This is a genomic window from Acinetobacter sp. YH12063, assembly GCF_013419715.1.
Taxonomy (GTDB): Bacteria; Pseudomonadota; Gammaproteobacteria; order Pseudomonadales; family Moraxellaceae; genus Acinetobacter; species Acinetobacter amyesii.
Map to the genome: position 1 here is coordinate 1 of NZ_VOZO01000015.1, position 12,481 is coordinate 12,481.

Annotated in this window: 26 protein-coding genes and 1 pseudogene; 12 read left to right on the forward strand and 15 right to left on the reverse strand. The window is 41.4% G+C overall.

Annotation, left to right across the window (positions count from 1 at the left end; genetic code table 11):
- The 15 genes and pseudogenes from FTU12_RS14300 to FTU12_RS14375 all read right to left on the reverse strand — a co-directional run.
- Positions 1–245, reverse strand: a pseudogene (locus FTU12_RS14300) (hypothetical protein); the annotation flags it as partial.
- Positions 229–504, reverse strand: a complete 276-nt coding sequence (locus FTU12_RS14305) for a DUF968 domain-containing protein (RefSeq protein WP_180114714.1) — start codon at positions 502–504, stop codon at positions 229–231. The gene FTU12_RS14305 and the pseudogene FTU12_RS14300, both read right to left, overlap by 17 nt.
- On the reverse strand, positions 497–670 hold the full coding sequence (locus tag FTU12_RS14310; protein ID WP_180114716.1) for a hypothetical protein: 174 nt from the start codon (positions 668–670) through the stop codon (positions 497–499). Before FTU12_RS14310 ends, FTU12_RS14305 begins: the two co-directional genes overlap by 8 nt.
- 527 nt (positions 671–1,197) lie before the next feature.
- Positions 1,198–1,638, reverse strand: coding sequence for a hypothetical protein (locus FTU12_RS14315; RefSeq protein ID WP_180114718.1), 441 nt, complete (start codon positions 1,636–1,638; stop codon positions 1,198–1,200).
- Between the two features lie 10 nt (positions 1,639–1,648).
- On the reverse strand, positions 1,649–1,987 hold the full coding sequence (locus FTU12_RS14320; RefSeq protein ID WP_180114720.1) for a DUF1064 domain-containing protein: 339 nt from the start codon (positions 1,985–1,987) through the stop codon (positions 1,649–1,651).
- Positions 1,980–2,378, reverse strand: coding sequence for an HNH endonuclease (locus tag FTU12_RS14325; RefSeq protein ID WP_180114722.1), 399 nt, complete (start codon positions 2,376–2,378; stop codon positions 1,980–1,982). The genes FTU12_RS14320 and FTU12_RS14325 overlap by 8 nt, the downstream gene beginning before the upstream one ends.
- Positions 2,375–2,671 (reverse strand): hypothetical protein, encoded by a 297-nt coding sequence (locus tag FTU12_RS14330; RefSeq protein ID WP_180114723.1) that lies wholly within the window; start codon positions 2,669–2,671, stop codon positions 2,375–2,377. The genes FTU12_RS14325 and FTU12_RS14330 overlap by 4 nt, the downstream gene beginning before the upstream one ends.
- The gene (locus FTU12_RS14335) at positions 2,668–3,345 is read right to left on the reverse strand and encodes a hypothetical protein (RefSeq protein ID WP_180114725.1); all 678 of its coding nucleotides are present in this window, start codon (positions 3,343–3,345) and stop codon (positions 2,668–2,670) included. Before FTU12_RS14335 ends, FTU12_RS14330 begins: the two co-directional genes overlap by 4 nt.
- Positions 3,342–3,620 (reverse strand): hypothetical protein, encoded by a 279-nt coding sequence (locus tag FTU12_RS14340; RefSeq protein ID WP_180114727.1) that lies wholly within the window; start codon positions 3,618–3,620, stop codon positions 3,342–3,344. The genes FTU12_RS14335 and FTU12_RS14340 overlap by 4 nt, the downstream gene beginning before the upstream one ends.
- Complete coding sequence (locus tag FTU12_RS14345) at positions 3,617–4,936, reverse strand: DnaB-like helicase C-terminal domain-containing protein (RefSeq protein ID WP_180114729.1); 1,320 nt, start codon at positions 4,934–4,936, stop codon at positions 3,617–3,619. Before FTU12_RS14345 ends, FTU12_RS14340 begins: the two co-directional genes overlap by 4 nt.
- Complete coding sequence (locus tag FTU12_RS14350; protein WP_218955961.1) at positions 4,936–5,715, reverse strand: hypothetical protein; 780 nt, start codon at positions 5,713–5,715, stop codon at positions 4,936–4,938. Before FTU12_RS14350 ends, FTU12_RS14345 begins: the two co-directional genes overlap by 1 nt.
- The gene (locus FTU12_RS14355) at positions 5,675–5,845 is read right to left on the reverse strand and encodes a hypothetical protein (RefSeq protein ID WP_180114731.1); all 171 of its coding nucleotides are present in this window, start codon (positions 5,843–5,845) and stop codon (positions 5,675–5,677) included. The genes FTU12_RS14350 and FTU12_RS14355 overlap by 41 nt, the downstream gene beginning before the upstream one ends.
- Positions 5,842–6,606: a KilA-N domain-containing protein gene (locus tag FTU12_RS16560; RefSeq protein WP_257227327.1), complete on the reverse strand. Its 765-nt coding sequence runs from the start codon at positions 6,604–6,606 to the stop codon at positions 5,842–5,844. Before FTU12_RS16560 ends, FTU12_RS14355 begins: the two co-directional genes overlap by 4 nt.
- 3 nt (positions 6,607–6,609) lie before the next feature.
- Positions 6,610–6,924 (reverse strand): hypothetical protein, encoded by a 315-nt coding sequence (locus tag FTU12_RS14370; protein WP_180114733.1) that lies wholly within the window; start codon positions 6,922–6,924, stop codon positions 6,610–6,612.
- A gap of 15 nt (positions 6,925–6,939) precedes the next feature.
- Complete coding sequence (locus FTU12_RS14375) at positions 6,940–7,128, reverse strand: hypothetical protein (protein ID WP_104472656.1); 189 nt, start codon at positions 7,126–7,128, stop codon at positions 6,940–6,942.
- 150 nt (positions 7,129–7,278) lie between these two features.
- Here FTU12_RS14375 and FTU12_RS14380 point away from each other — a divergent pair, with 150 nt between their 5' ends.
- From FTU12_RS14380 to FTU12_RS14435, 12 genes are all read left to right on the forward strand, one after another.
- Positions 7,279–7,899 carry a LexA family protein gene (locus FTU12_RS14380; RefSeq protein WP_373684167.1) on the forward strand — a complete coding sequence of 207 codons (621 nt, stop codon included), beginning with the start codon at positions 7,279–7,281 and terminating at the stop codon, positions 7,897–7,899.
- Between the two features lie 202 nt (positions 7,900–8,101).
- Positions 8,102–8,449: a hypothetical protein gene (locus tag FTU12_RS14385; protein WP_180114737.1), complete on the forward strand. Its 348-nt coding sequence runs from the start codon at positions 8,102–8,104 to the stop codon at positions 8,447–8,449.
- Positions 8,446–8,880, forward strand: coding sequence for a hypothetical protein (locus FTU12_RS14390; protein ID WP_180114739.1), 435 nt, complete (start codon positions 8,446–8,448; stop codon positions 8,878–8,880). The genes FTU12_RS14385 and FTU12_RS14390 overlap by 4 nt, the downstream gene beginning before the upstream one ends.
- The gene (locus FTU12_RS14395) at positions 8,877–9,758 is read left to right on the forward strand and encodes an ATP-binding protein (protein ID WP_180114741.1); all 882 of its coding nucleotides are present in this window, start codon (positions 8,877–8,879) and stop codon (positions 9,756–9,758) included. Before FTU12_RS14390 ends, FTU12_RS14395 begins: the two co-directional genes overlap by 4 nt.
- A complete protein-coding gene (locus tag FTU12_RS14400; RefSeq protein ID WP_180114743.1) occupies positions 9,758–10,273 on the forward strand; it encodes a siphovirus Gp157 family protein in 516 nt (171 codons plus the stop codon). Before FTU12_RS14395 ends, FTU12_RS14400 begins: the two co-directional genes overlap by 1 nt.
- 9 nt (positions 10,274–10,282) lie before the next feature.
- Entirely contained in the window at positions 10,283–10,597 is a 315-nt protein-coding gene (locus FTU12_RS14405) for a hypothetical protein (RefSeq protein WP_019836581.1), read from the forward strand.
- Entirely contained in the window at positions 10,597–10,758 is a 162-nt protein-coding gene (locus tag FTU12_RS14410; RefSeq protein WP_180114745.1) for a hypothetical protein, read from the forward strand. The genes FTU12_RS14405 and FTU12_RS14410 overlap by 1 nt, the downstream gene beginning before the upstream one ends.
- Positions 10,758–11,162, forward strand: a complete 405-nt coding sequence (locus tag FTU12_RS14415) for a hypothetical protein (protein ID WP_180114747.1) — start codon at positions 10,758–10,760, stop codon at positions 11,160–11,162. The genes FTU12_RS14410 and FTU12_RS14415 overlap by 1 nt, the downstream gene beginning before the upstream one ends.
- 110 nt (positions 11,163–11,272) lie before the next feature.
- Positions 11,273–11,557, forward strand: a complete 285-nt coding sequence (locus tag FTU12_RS14420; protein WP_180114749.1) for a hypothetical protein — start codon at positions 11,273–11,275, stop codon at positions 11,555–11,557.
- Positions 11,550–11,864: a hypothetical protein gene (locus FTU12_RS14425; RefSeq protein ID WP_180114751.1), complete on the forward strand. Its 315-nt coding sequence runs from the start codon at positions 11,550–11,552 to the stop codon at positions 11,862–11,864. The genes FTU12_RS14420 and FTU12_RS14425 overlap by 8 nt, the downstream gene beginning before the upstream one ends.
- Positions 11,861–12,154, forward strand: coding sequence for a hypothetical protein (locus FTU12_RS14430; protein WP_180114752.1), 294 nt, complete (start codon positions 11,861–11,863; stop codon positions 12,152–12,154). The genes FTU12_RS14425 and FTU12_RS14430 overlap by 4 nt, the downstream gene beginning before the upstream one ends.
- On the forward strand, positions 12,151–12,417 hold the full coding sequence (locus tag FTU12_RS14435; RefSeq protein WP_180114754.1) for a hypothetical protein: 267 nt from the start codon (positions 12,151–12,153) through the stop codon (positions 12,415–12,417). The genes FTU12_RS14430 and FTU12_RS14435 overlap by 4 nt, the downstream gene beginning before the upstream one ends.
- Positions 12,418–12,481: the final 64 nt, after the last annotated feature.

Here is a 12,481-nt window from a genome sequence, read left to right on the forward strand (position 1 = left end):
ATCTCATACTTAATTGTTTCAGGCTCATCACCAGTATGCTTAGCCAATTGACCAAACCACATATGCAATAAACGATTCTGTGCTTTACTCCGGTCATCTTCTTTTTGATTGATCCGAACAACTAAAGGCTTGCCATCACTTAAAGCATTCGCATGATGCTTGTGCATGTAGGCAATTGCTTTACCTACTTCTTCAAATGACTTAATAACGAATGTGGCGGGTTCGAGTTTAAAAGTATTCTTCATCCCTTTTACCCATCATCAACTCAGTTTTGACTAGCCACTTCTCAAACATGGCTTCACTTTGCTCTCGGTTGCCCAACTTGTATTGATCAAAATCAGAATGGCACACGTGACACAAAGGAACTGTAAACGAATCATCTGCTTTTATCCCTCTACCCTTACCATGCTTCGCGCTATTTGAATGAGCCGCTTGTGAGTCTGGATTACCGCATCGAATACACGGCAGCTTTCTGATTGCTGCGAGTCGCTTTGAATCACGCATACAATGCTTCACGTAAATTTTTAATTCGCTCTTTCAGCTTAATCATGATGCCGTCAATCGTTAACATCTCTGACCGCGTCAAACCAGTGCGACTCAGATTCTGATACTTTGACAGCTCAGCACTGCAAAATTCTAAGTCTTGTTTCGCTTGTACTTTGTCTGTCATGGAATCACCAATAAGAAAAGAAAAACCCCACTCAAATCTCCAGAATTGAGCAGGGCCTTATGTGCCGTAATACGTTCGGCGAATGCCACCGAAGTGACGAGGGTGAATCAATCTCTTTCAAACAACTACGACAAACCTTTATCTCATCACCATCAATCGTGTGATCAATCTCAACCGCGCCATGAAAACCGAATAAGCATTTTAAAAATTGGAGCATTTTGTTCTCCTTATTTCATTGCAAATCGAAATAACTAAAAATAACTAAATCTGTCTGAAATAATGTCAGTAATTTTGTCAGTAATTTATTTATTAAAAGCAATGATTTATTTTATTTTTTAGCTAAAACATGCCGAAATAATGTCAGTAATCTGGGTGGCGGTAATCAATTTAAAAACCACTAGAAATTAATAGGAACCGCCAAAACGCAAAAAGCCCACATTTCTGTGAGCTTCTTTCCGATCAAGTGCTTAACTAACACTTCGACCACTTAACACAAAATAGCATATTTACATTTAAACGCAAGTTATTTAATCAATTTTCAGTCTTTTATCATGCCCTGCTAAATAAAACTTCCCTGCATAAATCATGTTATTGATTGAGCTGCGGCTTAAAGTGAATTCACGCACCATCTGATCAAGTGACAACCCTCGCACATTCTTCTCAATAAACAACTTCACCGCCACCTTTGCTGACCGACAAATCCGATCTGAAAATTGAATATCAATAATCAGCTTTCGTATTTCTTCGGCTTCATCATCCGAAATACTGCATGTGATTTGGTTTTTGCGACTACCGTAGTCTTTATTGTTCTCGCAGATCAACCAGTAAATCTGATTAATACCCATATGATCAGGCGCATTTCCCGACTTCATTCTGCATATTTGGATGTATGCGCCATACTGATTCAACCATTCTTCGACTGTGTATTTTGACCAATCCATCACGTGTGTTTTTAGCGCTGTATTCATCCCTATTCCCCTAAATTTCTCTAATCTCTAAACCATGAACCGATTTCATTAAGTGCTTTTTCAAGCGGTAAACTGGCAAGCTTCGCGTCATTTTGCTTTTGACATCCTCAACGACCAGTTGCCCCTTTTCCTGATAAACAAAATCTGCGACATACTTCACTGCTGGCTTGCGTCTTGGCTCACTTTCAAACTTGACCGACTCAGCCAAAATGAAAGCCTTTTGCAGTTCTAAGCTCTCGATTTCTCCTGCACGCTCCAACAGTGATAAATCCCGATAACGCCTTGCCTCTTTCTGACTATCGAAAGTGATGCCGTTAAGCACCACCTTCTTGTTGTTGTATTTAGTCATTGGTACCTCGCCAAGTCTCAAAAAAGAACACTATCGGATCTTGTTTGATTTCAATCAATCCAAAGCGATGCAGATGCCGCGCATGTGTGCTATCACGAAGCAATTGAACGTCGCGGTAATGAGTCAAAAGGTTGCGCCAATGGTTAAGCGACATTGATGATTTATTGGAATTACAAGGCACACATGCTGGATTCATGTTGTCGATAGTGTCCAAGTGTGGTCGAGTCATTTCTCCTGAAATTAACTTCCCACCGCCAACGTGGATAATGTCCCGCTTAACCGCCTCAATGTGATCTGCATGCCACTTATCACCCAACTCACAACCGCAGTAAGCGCAGTGGCCGCCAAACTTCTGTTTAAGTGCTTCACGCTGTTTTTTATTCAAACTCATCCCTCAATCACCCTCGTCGTTGGCGCTATATGATTACGAATGTCTGATACACGGTCAGTGCGATCGTGGTCTGCGATGGCTGCGCGAATTGCGTCAAGCTTGATAGCTAAATCCATTGGGTCACACTTACCCCAATATTCAAGCCACTTTTGATAGCCGTCGCTGTATCGAAACCACTTACCATCCTTTCTTTGAGCAAAATACATCACACCATCTAAGCAAGGTATAACAACCTGTGAGTTTTCAGGCACACCCGCCACAATTTCCCGCATTTGTTCGATTGTTAGGTTCATGCTGCAACTCCGCGTTTATTAACCAATGACCACTGCTTTTCCTCTTTTTCAAGCGCCTTGATTAATTTGCCTGCATCGCGCAGACTCAAATATGTTTGGAATTGGCAGTAAAATATAAAATCTTTAAAGTGGGCTTGTGCAATCATTCGGACTTGCGACTGCACTAATTCAAATCCATCGGGAATACCTTGTTTCTCCCAATGATTAATCATTTCTTTTTGCAATCCACTCCATTCGCCACCGACCGTCTTGATGCCATCAACCACAACCACTTTTGCATCGCAGCCACCCATCAACTCTGCATGTGTCATTGATGGTAGATTTAGGGAAAATGGTATTGTCCGCATTTCGTCTGTTTCCAGATTGTAGAAATGTGAGTCAATGCCGATCTCCCATGATTCAGGAGTTTTAATCAATTGCTGTTTGAGCGCGATAATCAAATCCTGTTCTCCATAAGCGCCAACCGTCACATGCGCAGGCACATAGGCATCATCAGGCAAGTTATTTTCTTCTGCATATTTGTTAATCGCGCCGTTCACATGCTCAACAATAAAATCCATCTGGAACTCATACAGCACATCTAAGGCTTTCCAATTCGACTGTAATTGAGCATCTTTTAACCCTCTAATCTGAGCAAGCTTGTTCGGGTTATATTTCTTATTGCGCTTTTTCACAGTCTAATCTCCCCAGTTTTCACCTTTTTCGCCTTTAACGCCCACGCATGGCACTTCTTGCAACGACACCCCATATTTGTGTACTGGGTATTTGTGCCGTGCTTTGCCTCGTATTGTTTTTGCTCAACCTGCTTGATCTGCCCGCCACGCGCTAAATACTTCTCCATTTCGGTTTCAAGTTCTTCACGCAAATTACGCTTGGCAACCAACTGTGCATGCGTGATGTCTTTGCCAACTTGAACGGCTTGGATGCGTTGGTTTAGTATTTCATTCACACCCCACCTCCTACTTGCTCTTGAGCCACACTTGCAAAACGACACACACCCAATTGATCTTGAACCAACACAATTCCTTTCTTGCCATGACGATTTTTAGTCACCAACACCTCAGTCACACCAGTAGGCATCAAATCCTCTGATTGCAGCTTTGGGTGTAATAAAACAATCTGGTCTGCATCCTGTTCAATCTGACCCGATTCTTTAATGTCTGAACTCTTAGGACGCGAACCTTTGTCTGCATCACGGTTTAATTGGACCAATGCAATCACAGGGCATTCAAATTCTTTCGCCATTGATTTGAGTTCACGACTGATGGATGCCACCTCTTGAATGCGGTCTCTTTGGCTTGGATTGCGAAGAAGTTGCAAGTAGTCAATAACGATGCATCCAAGTCCTATCTTCTTGTAGCGGCGCTCTGCCTTGCGCACATAGGTACGAACTTCGCTTAATGTTGGCTTTTGCTTTGGTTCGATCCAAATTGGCAGCTTTGCATAGGCAGCTTGCGCATCCGTGAATGACTTCATCACACCTGATGACATACGAGCGTTGTGCAATTCATCGTAAGGAATGAAGCTCAGTGCGCTAATCATGCGATTGGCTAGAGTTTCTTTATCCATCTCAGCCGACACAAACAACACACCCTTGTTTTTAAGTGCTGTGTCTAAAGCCAACATTTGAGCTAAAGTTGATTTACCCGAACCTGGTCTACCACCAACAACACACAAGTGGCCTTTTTGTACTGTACCAATCAGGTTATCCAAAGTAGGAAGATTAAATCTCACACCTGATGGCTTACCTTGTGCCATTGCTTCGGCTTTTTCGATCATCTTTTTCAAAGCACTATCAATTGAATCCTCAAAACTTGCGCCCAAGTTATTCTGATCCTGATTGTCTGATCCACTAAATAAGCCCTCTGCTTCAGCAAAGACATCATCAAGATTTAGGTCATGAGCAATCATGGCAATCTTCTTGCCGATTTCCTCAACCTTGCGGTGTGATTTCAGTTTGTTGAGTTCAGATACATAGCTACCCAAGTTGTAAAAACTTGATGGTGATTCAGACATGATCGTCATCAGGTAGTCAGAAGCATCAATCAATGATTTGCTTTGATTTAACTTTTGCTCAACCAGTACAGCGTCATAAGGTTTTCCAGTGTCAGCCAATTCTGAAATTGCTTTAAAAATCTCTTGATGCTTTGTTGAGAAGAAGCAGTCTTGAGTTAAATCACCTGCCACAGTTTCATAAGAGTTTTGAACTGTCATCAATGCAGCAAGAACACATTGTTCGATTGCGATATTGTGAATGTCAGACATTACCAAGCTCCTTTTACTGTTTTAAGGTTTTTAGGTGCTGGTGTTGCTTGACAAAATACTGGTGCTTGAGTTGTCCAGTAATCGTTCTCCCAATTCTTTTGGTTTAACCATGCAGTTGGTGCTGGAATAAATTCACCATCTTGCTTAATCCAAGACTGATCTTGTTTTTGAGCATTTAGAATTTTGACTAATGTTTCAGTAGTCACAACTGATTTGTATTTCTCAAAAGTTTTAAATGTTCCAGACTTGTCTGATTTACGTTTACAACGTGGATATGCTTCCCAGAATTTTTCAAAGTCTTCTGAGTACACCCCTTGTTTTAAATTTGCTTTAAAAGAAGTTGTTTTAATAGATGCGGTTTTTCCGACAAGATTGGATTCTGTTTTTCCGACAAGATTGCTATCTTTCTTGTCGGTTTTTCCGACTTCAGGCTCTTGATTCTGTTTTTCAGAGTCGAGAATCCCATCACACAATTTGTATTCAGTAACCGACTTGTATTTACGTGCCGCCTCAATAATCCCCTTATCTTCAAGCAAGCGTAATGCAGCAATAACAGCATCTTTTTTATAGCCAGTGCTGCGCTCAAATTCAGCAATACTAATTGCGCGAGTATCAACACCCCAGCCGCGTGTACGTCTTACAAGGTAGATATACACAGATAAAGGCGCACCCTTAAATTCAGCCAAAGTTCCACCATCAATACAGGCGTTAGGGAGCATGAAGGCATTAACAATGAAATTACTCACAATCTCCCCCTTGTTTAAATTCTTCGTATTCATCCTGTACTTCTTCAATGTGAAACATATCCAGATCAGCGTCATACAGATCGGCAACCGGGCAATAGTGAGATGCAAAGTCTGGATGCTCTCTGTCGTACTGGTCGATGAATTGGCGGGTTAGGTGGTTCATACTGCACCACCGATTGATGAAAGATTGATGTTGTAAACCGCTAACCATGCGTCTTTGTGGTATGAGTTCACGCTGCCATAGTTGGCATCTTCGGCTTTTTGGATTTCTAAGCGATTGGTTTTGCTATAGCGTCGAAGTTCGTATGTGTCATACGTGCCACCAGTAAGAGCCTGAACTTTTTTAATGGTTGCGAAGCCTGTAGAGCTATCGAGTTGGGTTTTAAGCTTTTCAACTTCTTTGACTTTTGCAGACAAGCGGCCCATTGCAGTTGCTTCGCGACGACTACCGATTTCGGCTTTGGTGGCGATGGCGTGGTCGCGCTCTTGGATTGCAAGCTGCTTTTGTTCTTCAGATACAACCAAGGCTTTAAGTGCTGACAGATAATCTTGCGGGGTGGTGATTTGTGGTTGCATTGCGCCAGTAGCAACAGCGTCAAAAGTATTGATAACTTTTAGATTGAAAGCCGCACTAATCCACATTGCATAGGCGTAAACAATTTGCTTAACAACATACGTGCCTTGCTCTAAGCCGCCACGAATAACATCAATAGGCGATACAGGAATTCCTGTATCGATCAGTTCTTGTATTAAGTCTTGTGTTTGCTTGTTTTCAAGAAAATATTGCGGTTGATTTTTACGCTCACCACCACTTGCCTTGTGTAAATCATTTAGGCAGTAGCGACCAAACTGATCTTGACGAATGACAGCGCCATCAATTTCAATGGCTTTTTGGTTCTGTGAAAATTGTGCTAACATATTCATTGTTCATTGACCTCCAAAGTTTTGAACATCAAGCTCAGTAGCTCCAACTACTGGGCTTTCTTTTTGGTGTACCAAAGTGCCCGAAGTACACTTTGACCGATTACGCGCTCTTGCCATACGCTCATACTTAGCATCCTCAGCAAGTAGAGCTTTCGCTATGACCTCACGCATCCAGCTACACGTATCTTGCTCATTGGTTTCACTGGCAACAGCGATTGCATCAAGCATTTCATGTGTAAATTTGATGGTTTTCGGAACGGTGTATTTCCCGCCCAAATACCCTTTTTCGATTGCTTCTTTCAAATCATCGACTCCCATGTGTAATGCTCGTCCTTATGCGCATAGTTGTTTTCGATCAGCCTTTACTTTGCCTTTTGTTAAAAGCTCAAGGACTGCTTGGGTTTTTGGTGGAATACCATCAATCTCCCAACCGTGAATTGTTGACCGACCACGATTGATTTCTTTTGCGAGCTGAGAGTTGTTTTTAACTCCGTAAAAATCTCGCAGGTCTTTAACTTGCATATTCAATTTCCCGAACAAAATGAGTTCGATTAATTGAACCACTTGTTCGGGTAACTGTCAATAAATTTGTTCATAATTCCGAACATAACTTGAGGGATTGATATGGAAACTATTACGGATCGCCTAAACAGACGGAGTTTGGAGCTGAATGTGAGCCAAGCTGATATTATCCGCGCCACTGGTGCTGGTCGCGGCACGGTTTCTGGATGGTTTAGTGGGGCAAATGCTCCGAGTGCAAAATATTTGGAATCCCTTGCGGTTGCTCTAAAAACATCTACAACTTGGCTGTTATCAGGAAAAGACGACGACATAAATAGTCGCGCTGAGCCAAGCATCGATATAAGTCCAATTGCGACAGTGGGTTATGCGCCAGTAATATCTTGGGTGCAGGCGGGTAGTTGGACTGATATGGAATCAATTAGTAATTTAGAAGAGTGTGAAAAACTCCCTTTGGTGCCAGGCGCAGGGAAACGAAGTTTTTATTTAAGTGTTCGCGGCTTGAGCAATGCCCCGCACTTTGAAGAAGGTGAGAAAATTTGCATCGACCCTGACTGGTGTCTAGAGGATATTCAAACTGGCGAAATGGTTGTGGTTAGTTGTGATGGTGAAGCCACATTTAAGGCTTTGATTGTTGAATCAAATGGGTATTACTTAAAACCACTTAATCCAAATTGGAGTGAGCAAATAATTCCATTAAAAGAGAATTGCACTCTTGTTGGTAAATATGTTGGATCGTTCAGACCAGCTAAAAAATTCAACCTATCTAATTAAAATGAATATATTTGAGAACCCGCATTAATAGCGGGTTTTATTTTGTCTATCAAAAATCAAAAGTTCATATAATCGAATTATTTTTATATTTTCCGAACAAAAGTGTTGACTTTATTGTTCGATTAACCGAACATAAACCTCGTAAACACAAAAAAGCCTGCCGACTCTCACATCAAACAGGCTTCAACACAACGAGGTCATTATGACAACTAAATTCAATATTCTCAAGTCTGCAATCATTGCAGCATCAATCAGCGCGGGGATAGTAGTAGCTTACGCTTTCCAGCCTGCCAAGGTTGCTGATGATAGTCATCAAGTGATTATCACCGCTCAAAAATACGAAGTGCTTAACCGTGCTTGCATTGAAACCTGTGTCGCTATTGTCAAAGCTAAAGATTACAACATTTATGTTGAGTACAAGCTTGATGATGGCTCAGTCGAGTTTCTGGACATTCTGAACGTGGTGCATTTTGACAAGACTGTGAATGCCTATGTTGATCGTTATGAGATTCAAAAGATTAACGCTGCGATTTTGCGAGGTGATCAATGAACATCAAAGCTAACACTTTAATCCTTGCCCCTGTCTTCCCTGATTTTGAAGTGGCTGAAGACATTGTTGTTCAAGGCGGCAAGGTTGAATTCACGCTTCAGTATCGCTTCGACTTTATCAGTGATGCGTCTATCGAATGCAGCATGCCATTACTTGAGTGCACACAAGGTTTTGCAGTTGGTGATTCAAATCCACAGAACTGCCATGAAATCGATATCCCTGCTTTTAAAGCAATTGAAAACACGCTGGTAACTGTAATGAAAACTGATGCTGTGGCAACCAAAGAAGGCAATGAATTTGTCTTACTTCCTGAGCAGTTAAGCACGCTGAACAAGCTGATTGGATACTGGTGTGAAGAGCAGTTTTTGAAGGAATCTGAACAGCAGGCTAATTACGTTGCGGAAGATATGGCGGAGGAGATTTACGGATGAATAATCAAACTAACGAGTCGTTCTCTTTTCAAAAAGCTGAACGTAAAAAAGCAAAACTAAAGCTCAACTTAAACGGCCCAAGCGGTTCAGGCAAAACTTACTCGGCACTCCTAATGGCAAGCGGAATATCTTCTAAAATTGCTTTGATTGACACGGAAAATGAGTCAGCAAGTTTGTACGCAAACGATTTTAAGTTTGATACCTTGCCTTTGCGCCCCCCTTACACTCCTGAGCGTTTTGCAGGTGCTATTTTGGCAGCTTACAACATGGGGTATGAGGTTTTGATTATAGATAGCGCCTCGCATGAATGGATTGGTACCGGTGGATGCTTGGAAATTAATGACATGACTGCCCGCACTAAATTTAAAGGCAATACATGGTCTGCTTGGTCAGATACCACCCCGCGGCACCGTCGTTTTATTGATGCAATCCTACAGACCGATATGCACATCATCACAACCACCCGTGCAAAAACCGAAACCGTACAAGGTGAAGGCAAAAAGATTGTGAAATTAGGGATGAAGGCTGAACAGCGTGATGGTTACGAGTATGAATTAACTGTTGCTCTTGATGTTGTTCATGATAATCACTTTGTTACACCAACAAAAGACCGCACTAAGCTATTCAACACTGATGGTGAAATTATCACGCGCGAAACTGGTGAAAAGCTTGTTGCTTGGTTGAATGACGGAAAGAGTCAAGAAGAAGCATTACAAGAGGCTTTTTCTGAAGCTCTATCTCGAATCAATTCAACAAACGACATTGCCGAACTTGGAATTATTTACTCGCAATTCAAGGGCACTGAGTGCGAGGCTGAAATCATAAGTGCTTGCAGCTCTCGTAAAACCAATCTCACTCAGCAACAAGGAACAGCATAATGACTACTTTATATGACTTCGGCTCTGCTCTTGGTGACACTGTTGAAAAAATCCAAGATCTATTGGATGAGGGTATTAGTGCTGATGATGAGCGTGTGCAAGAGCTTCTTGAGCAAATGGTTGCTCAAGAAGAAGATTGGGAGAACAAGGCAGTTAATGTTGCCAAGTACCTCAATCAATTGTCTAAAGATGAGGTGATGATTGACTCGGAAATTCTGCGCCTAACCAATAAGCGGAAAAATATTAGCAACGCCTATGCAAATCTATCTGGCTTATTGATGTGGCAGATGGAGAATTTTGGGAAGCTAGAAATTAAAGACTCTTTATTATCTGTAAAAATTCGTGAAAACCCTATCTCGGTTGTTGTTAAGGATGAGGATGCTATTCCTTCTCAATTCAAGGCCACGAAAACCACCACTACTGTGAATAAGAATGCGCTGAAATTAGCTTTTAAAGAAGGTGCAAAAATTGAAGGTGTGGAATTTGTGCGCACTAAAAAGCTTGCGATTAAGTAAGGTGGCAGCATGAAACTACCAAACAGTATTTCACCCGCCTTTATCGAATGGCTAGATCGTGGCGGTCACAAAATTGAACTCAAGAAAAACGCCATGATTGTGAAAAAGCAATTTAGCGATGGTGTGAAACGCAGCGTGATTCCTTTCGAGCGTCACGAAATTAAAGAGTTTTACGAATTGGACGAATACCTATCTCAGCGTTATGAGCTTTTTCTAAAGCAGTATTTCAACAATGGGAAAGGTTTTATTCAGGATTTGCATTTAGCTATGGCGAGCAAGTATCGCAAGGCTGTGATGATGAATAATTTGGCGAAGGTGGCGTGATGTTTAAGGTTGGTCAGCTAGCTGTAAATATCAACAATAATTCAGTCCATCAAATTAGACATATTAAAGTCCAAAATGGCGAGCAATTGTTGGGATTTGGAAAGAAACCTATGGCTTGGTCTTTTGCTAAAGACTATAAAAAATACTCAAAGGTGGCGTGATGGAAAATCTAATTAATAAACATAATTTAAATGTTGGGCTTTTTCGCTACGACAACTCTTGCGATTTTAAGGAATTAAAAGGTCACTATGTTGTTGATATTTATCACGACAAAGAAGTATTTCAGGTTTTAACAAAGACACATTTATTTGTTTTGAGACATGAGCAAGATTGTTGTGAAAGTGTTGAGCTTATTGATGTTGTTGGTGATGTTAAGGATTTAATTGGTCGAGAAATTCTACTCGCAGAAGAATCATCAAAAAGCGGGGATGCGGATTACGGCACCGAGACATGGACTTACTACAAGCTTGGAACAATCAAGGGTTATGTTGATTTGCGTTGGCATGGTGACTCAAATGGCTACTACTCAGAAAGTGTGGATTGTTTAAAAGTTGAGGTGGCGTGATGGATATTCAGAGAGAAGAATTTGAGCTTACGTTTCAGAAGACTAGCTTTTGTAAAAATATGGTTAAGTCCCTTGAAAATAGTGACTGCCCTTTTACATCAGTTTTCGAAATGCGCAATGGTAAATATCGCAGCTCATATGTTCAGTTGTCATTTGAAATTTGGCAAGCAGCCAAAGCCCAAGCGGTGCCGGAATGGATTGACTACACAAAGCAGTCACCGCGTATTGATGGTCGCTATCAAATATTTATTAGCGGAGAGCAAATTACTGCTGACTGGCAATCACCTTTTGGATTTTCAGATCCAGTTGAAGGCGAAGCGCTTATTCAGGACTTGATTAGTCACTGGGGAATGTTGCCTGAACCGCCGAAACCACAGGAGCCAGCCAATGACTGAAATTCAATTAACAAAACCCCAATTCGCTCAGCTCCAAATTGACAACCTCACATCTAAAGATATGCCCTACTTTGAAAATTGGGATACACAAGAAGTTGAACTGTTTAATGCGATTGTTAATGCAGTCGATTACGACAATGAGTTCACTTTCAATATGCGTGGTTGGTCACGTCAGCGTGTTGTAAATGGCATAGGTGGAATGATCGAAGTAAATGAAATGAATGCGGATGAGCTATACCACTTGTTTAGTTGTTATTTGAGTGGGTTGCCTAGAAATGTGGTGGAAAGCTTGAAGGAGGTGTCATGAATCTAATTGAACAGTTGGATGGGTATGAGAAGGCTAAAATTAGACTTGGGAGCTGCGATATAACGCTAGCTTACTATCAAGAATTAGATAGACAGCTTCTAGAATACCGCCGCCAGCATAATATTTTTGAGGTTGGGGATTGGATTGTTATGGATAGTCATAAACCTGAATATCAGTTCTATCAAATAACCAAGGATGATATGGGCAGTCACTGGATTAACTTGGTTGAATTCAGGCACGCCACCGACGAAGAAATCAAAGCAGGTAAAAGATTGGAGGTGAATCAATGACAGCAATGGCAAATATGGGCAGCTTGGTTGTTGCTCTGCCTCCTGCGGATATTTGGCTTACAGATGAACAGGCGGCAGATTTTTTGGGTTATGCGGGCACTTATTTCAAAGCATCTATTATTTGCTTAAAAGGATTCCCGAAACCAAGATACATTACAGACAATTCAAAAGGTCGAAGATGGAACCTTAAAAAACTATCTGACTGGCTGAGTGAAAGACCGGAAGATTTGAAAATTAAGACAGGCAGACCCCGCAAAATATAGCGGGGTTTTTCTTGTTTGGAATATGGATTACGCCAATATTACGCCAAAGTGTATATAAGTTATT

Coding starts and splice junctions, on each gene's coding strand:
- FTU12_RS14310 (WP_180114716.1), bottom strand. CDS start 670: ATGACAGACAAAGTACAAGCGAAACAAGACTTAGAATTTTGCAGTGCT.
- FTU12_RS14395 (WP_180114741.1), top strand. CDS start 8,877: ATGAATAATCAAACTAACGAGTCGTTCTCTTTTCAAAAAGCTGAACGT.
- FTU12_RS14420 (WP_180114749.1), top strand. CDS start 11,273: ATGCGCAATGGTAAATATCGCAGCTCATATGTTCAGTTGTCATTTGAA.
- FTU12_RS14355 (WP_180114731.1), bottom strand. CDS start 5,845: ATGAACCACCTAACCCGCCAATTCATCGACCAGTACGACAGAGAGCAT.
- FTU12_RS14410 (WP_180114745.1), top strand. CDS start 10,597: ATGTTTAAGGTTGGTCAGCTAGCTGTAAATATCAACAATAATTCAGTC.
- FTU12_RS14330 (WP_180114723.1), bottom strand. CDS start 2,671: ATGAACCTAACAATCGAACAAATGCGGGAAATTGTGGCGGGTGTGCCT.
- FTU12_RS14400 (WP_180114743.1), top strand. CDS start 9,758: ATGACTACTTTATATGACTTCGGCTCTGCTCTTGGTGACACTGTTGAA.
- FTU12_RS14325 (WP_180114722.1), bottom strand. CDS start 2,378: ATGAGTTTGAATAAAAAACAGCGTGAAGCACTTAAACAGAAGTTTGGC.
- FTU12_RS14415 (WP_180114747.1), top strand. CDS start 10,758: ATGGAAAATCTAATTAATAAACATAATTTAAATGTTGGGCTTTTTCGC.
- FTU12_RS14390 (WP_180114739.1), top strand. CDS start 8,446: ATGAACATCAAAGCTAACACTTTAATCCTTGCCCCTGTCTTCCCTGAT.
- FTU12_RS14435 (WP_180114754.1), top strand. CDS start 12,151: ATGACAGCAATGGCAAATATGGGCAGCTTGGTTGTTGCTCTGCCTCCT.
- FTU12_RS14385 (WP_180114737.1), top strand. CDS start 8,102: ATGACAACTAAATTCAATATTCTCAAGTCTGCAATCATTGCAGCATCA.
- FTU12_RS14405 (WP_019836581.1), top strand. CDS start 10,283: ATGAAACTACCAAACAGTATTTCACCCGCCTTTATCGAATGGCTAGAT.
- FTU12_RS14320 (WP_180114720.1), bottom strand. CDS start 1,987: ATGACTAAATACAACAACAAGAAGGTGGTGCTTAACGGCATCACTTTC.
- FTU12_RS14345 (WP_180114729.1), bottom strand. CDS start 4,936: ATGTCTGACATTCACAATATCGCAATCGAACAATGTGTTCTTGCTGCA.
- FTU12_RS14370 (WP_180114733.1), bottom strand. CDS start 6,924: ATGGGAGTCGATGATTTGAAAGAAGCAATCGAAAAAGGGTATTTGGGC.
- FTU12_RS16560 (WP_257227327.1), bottom strand. CDS start 6,606: ATGAATATGTTAGCACAATTTTCACAGAACCAAAAAGCCATTGAAATT.
- FTU12_RS14425 (WP_180114751.1), top strand. CDS start 11,550: ATGACTGAAATTCAATTAACAAAACCCCAATTCGCTCAGCTCCAAATT.
- FTU12_RS14375 (WP_104472656.1), bottom strand. CDS start 7,128: ATGCAAGTTAAAGACCTGCGAGATTTTTACGGAGTTAAAAACAACTCT.
- FTU12_RS14305 (WP_180114714.1), bottom strand. CDS start 504: ATGCGTGATTCAAAGCGACTCGCAGCAATCAGAAAGCTGCCGTGTATT.
- FTU12_RS14430 (WP_180114752.1), top strand. CDS start 11,861: ATGAATCTAATTGAACAGTTGGATGGGTATGAGAAGGCTAAAATTAGA.
- FTU12_RS14350 (WP_218955961.1), bottom strand. CDS start 5,715: ATGAATACGAAGAATTTAAACAAGGGGGAGATTGTGAGTAATTTCATT.
- FTU12_RS14315 (WP_180114718.1), bottom strand. CDS start 1,638: ATGAATACAGCGCTAAAAACACACGTGATGGATTGGTCAAAATACACA.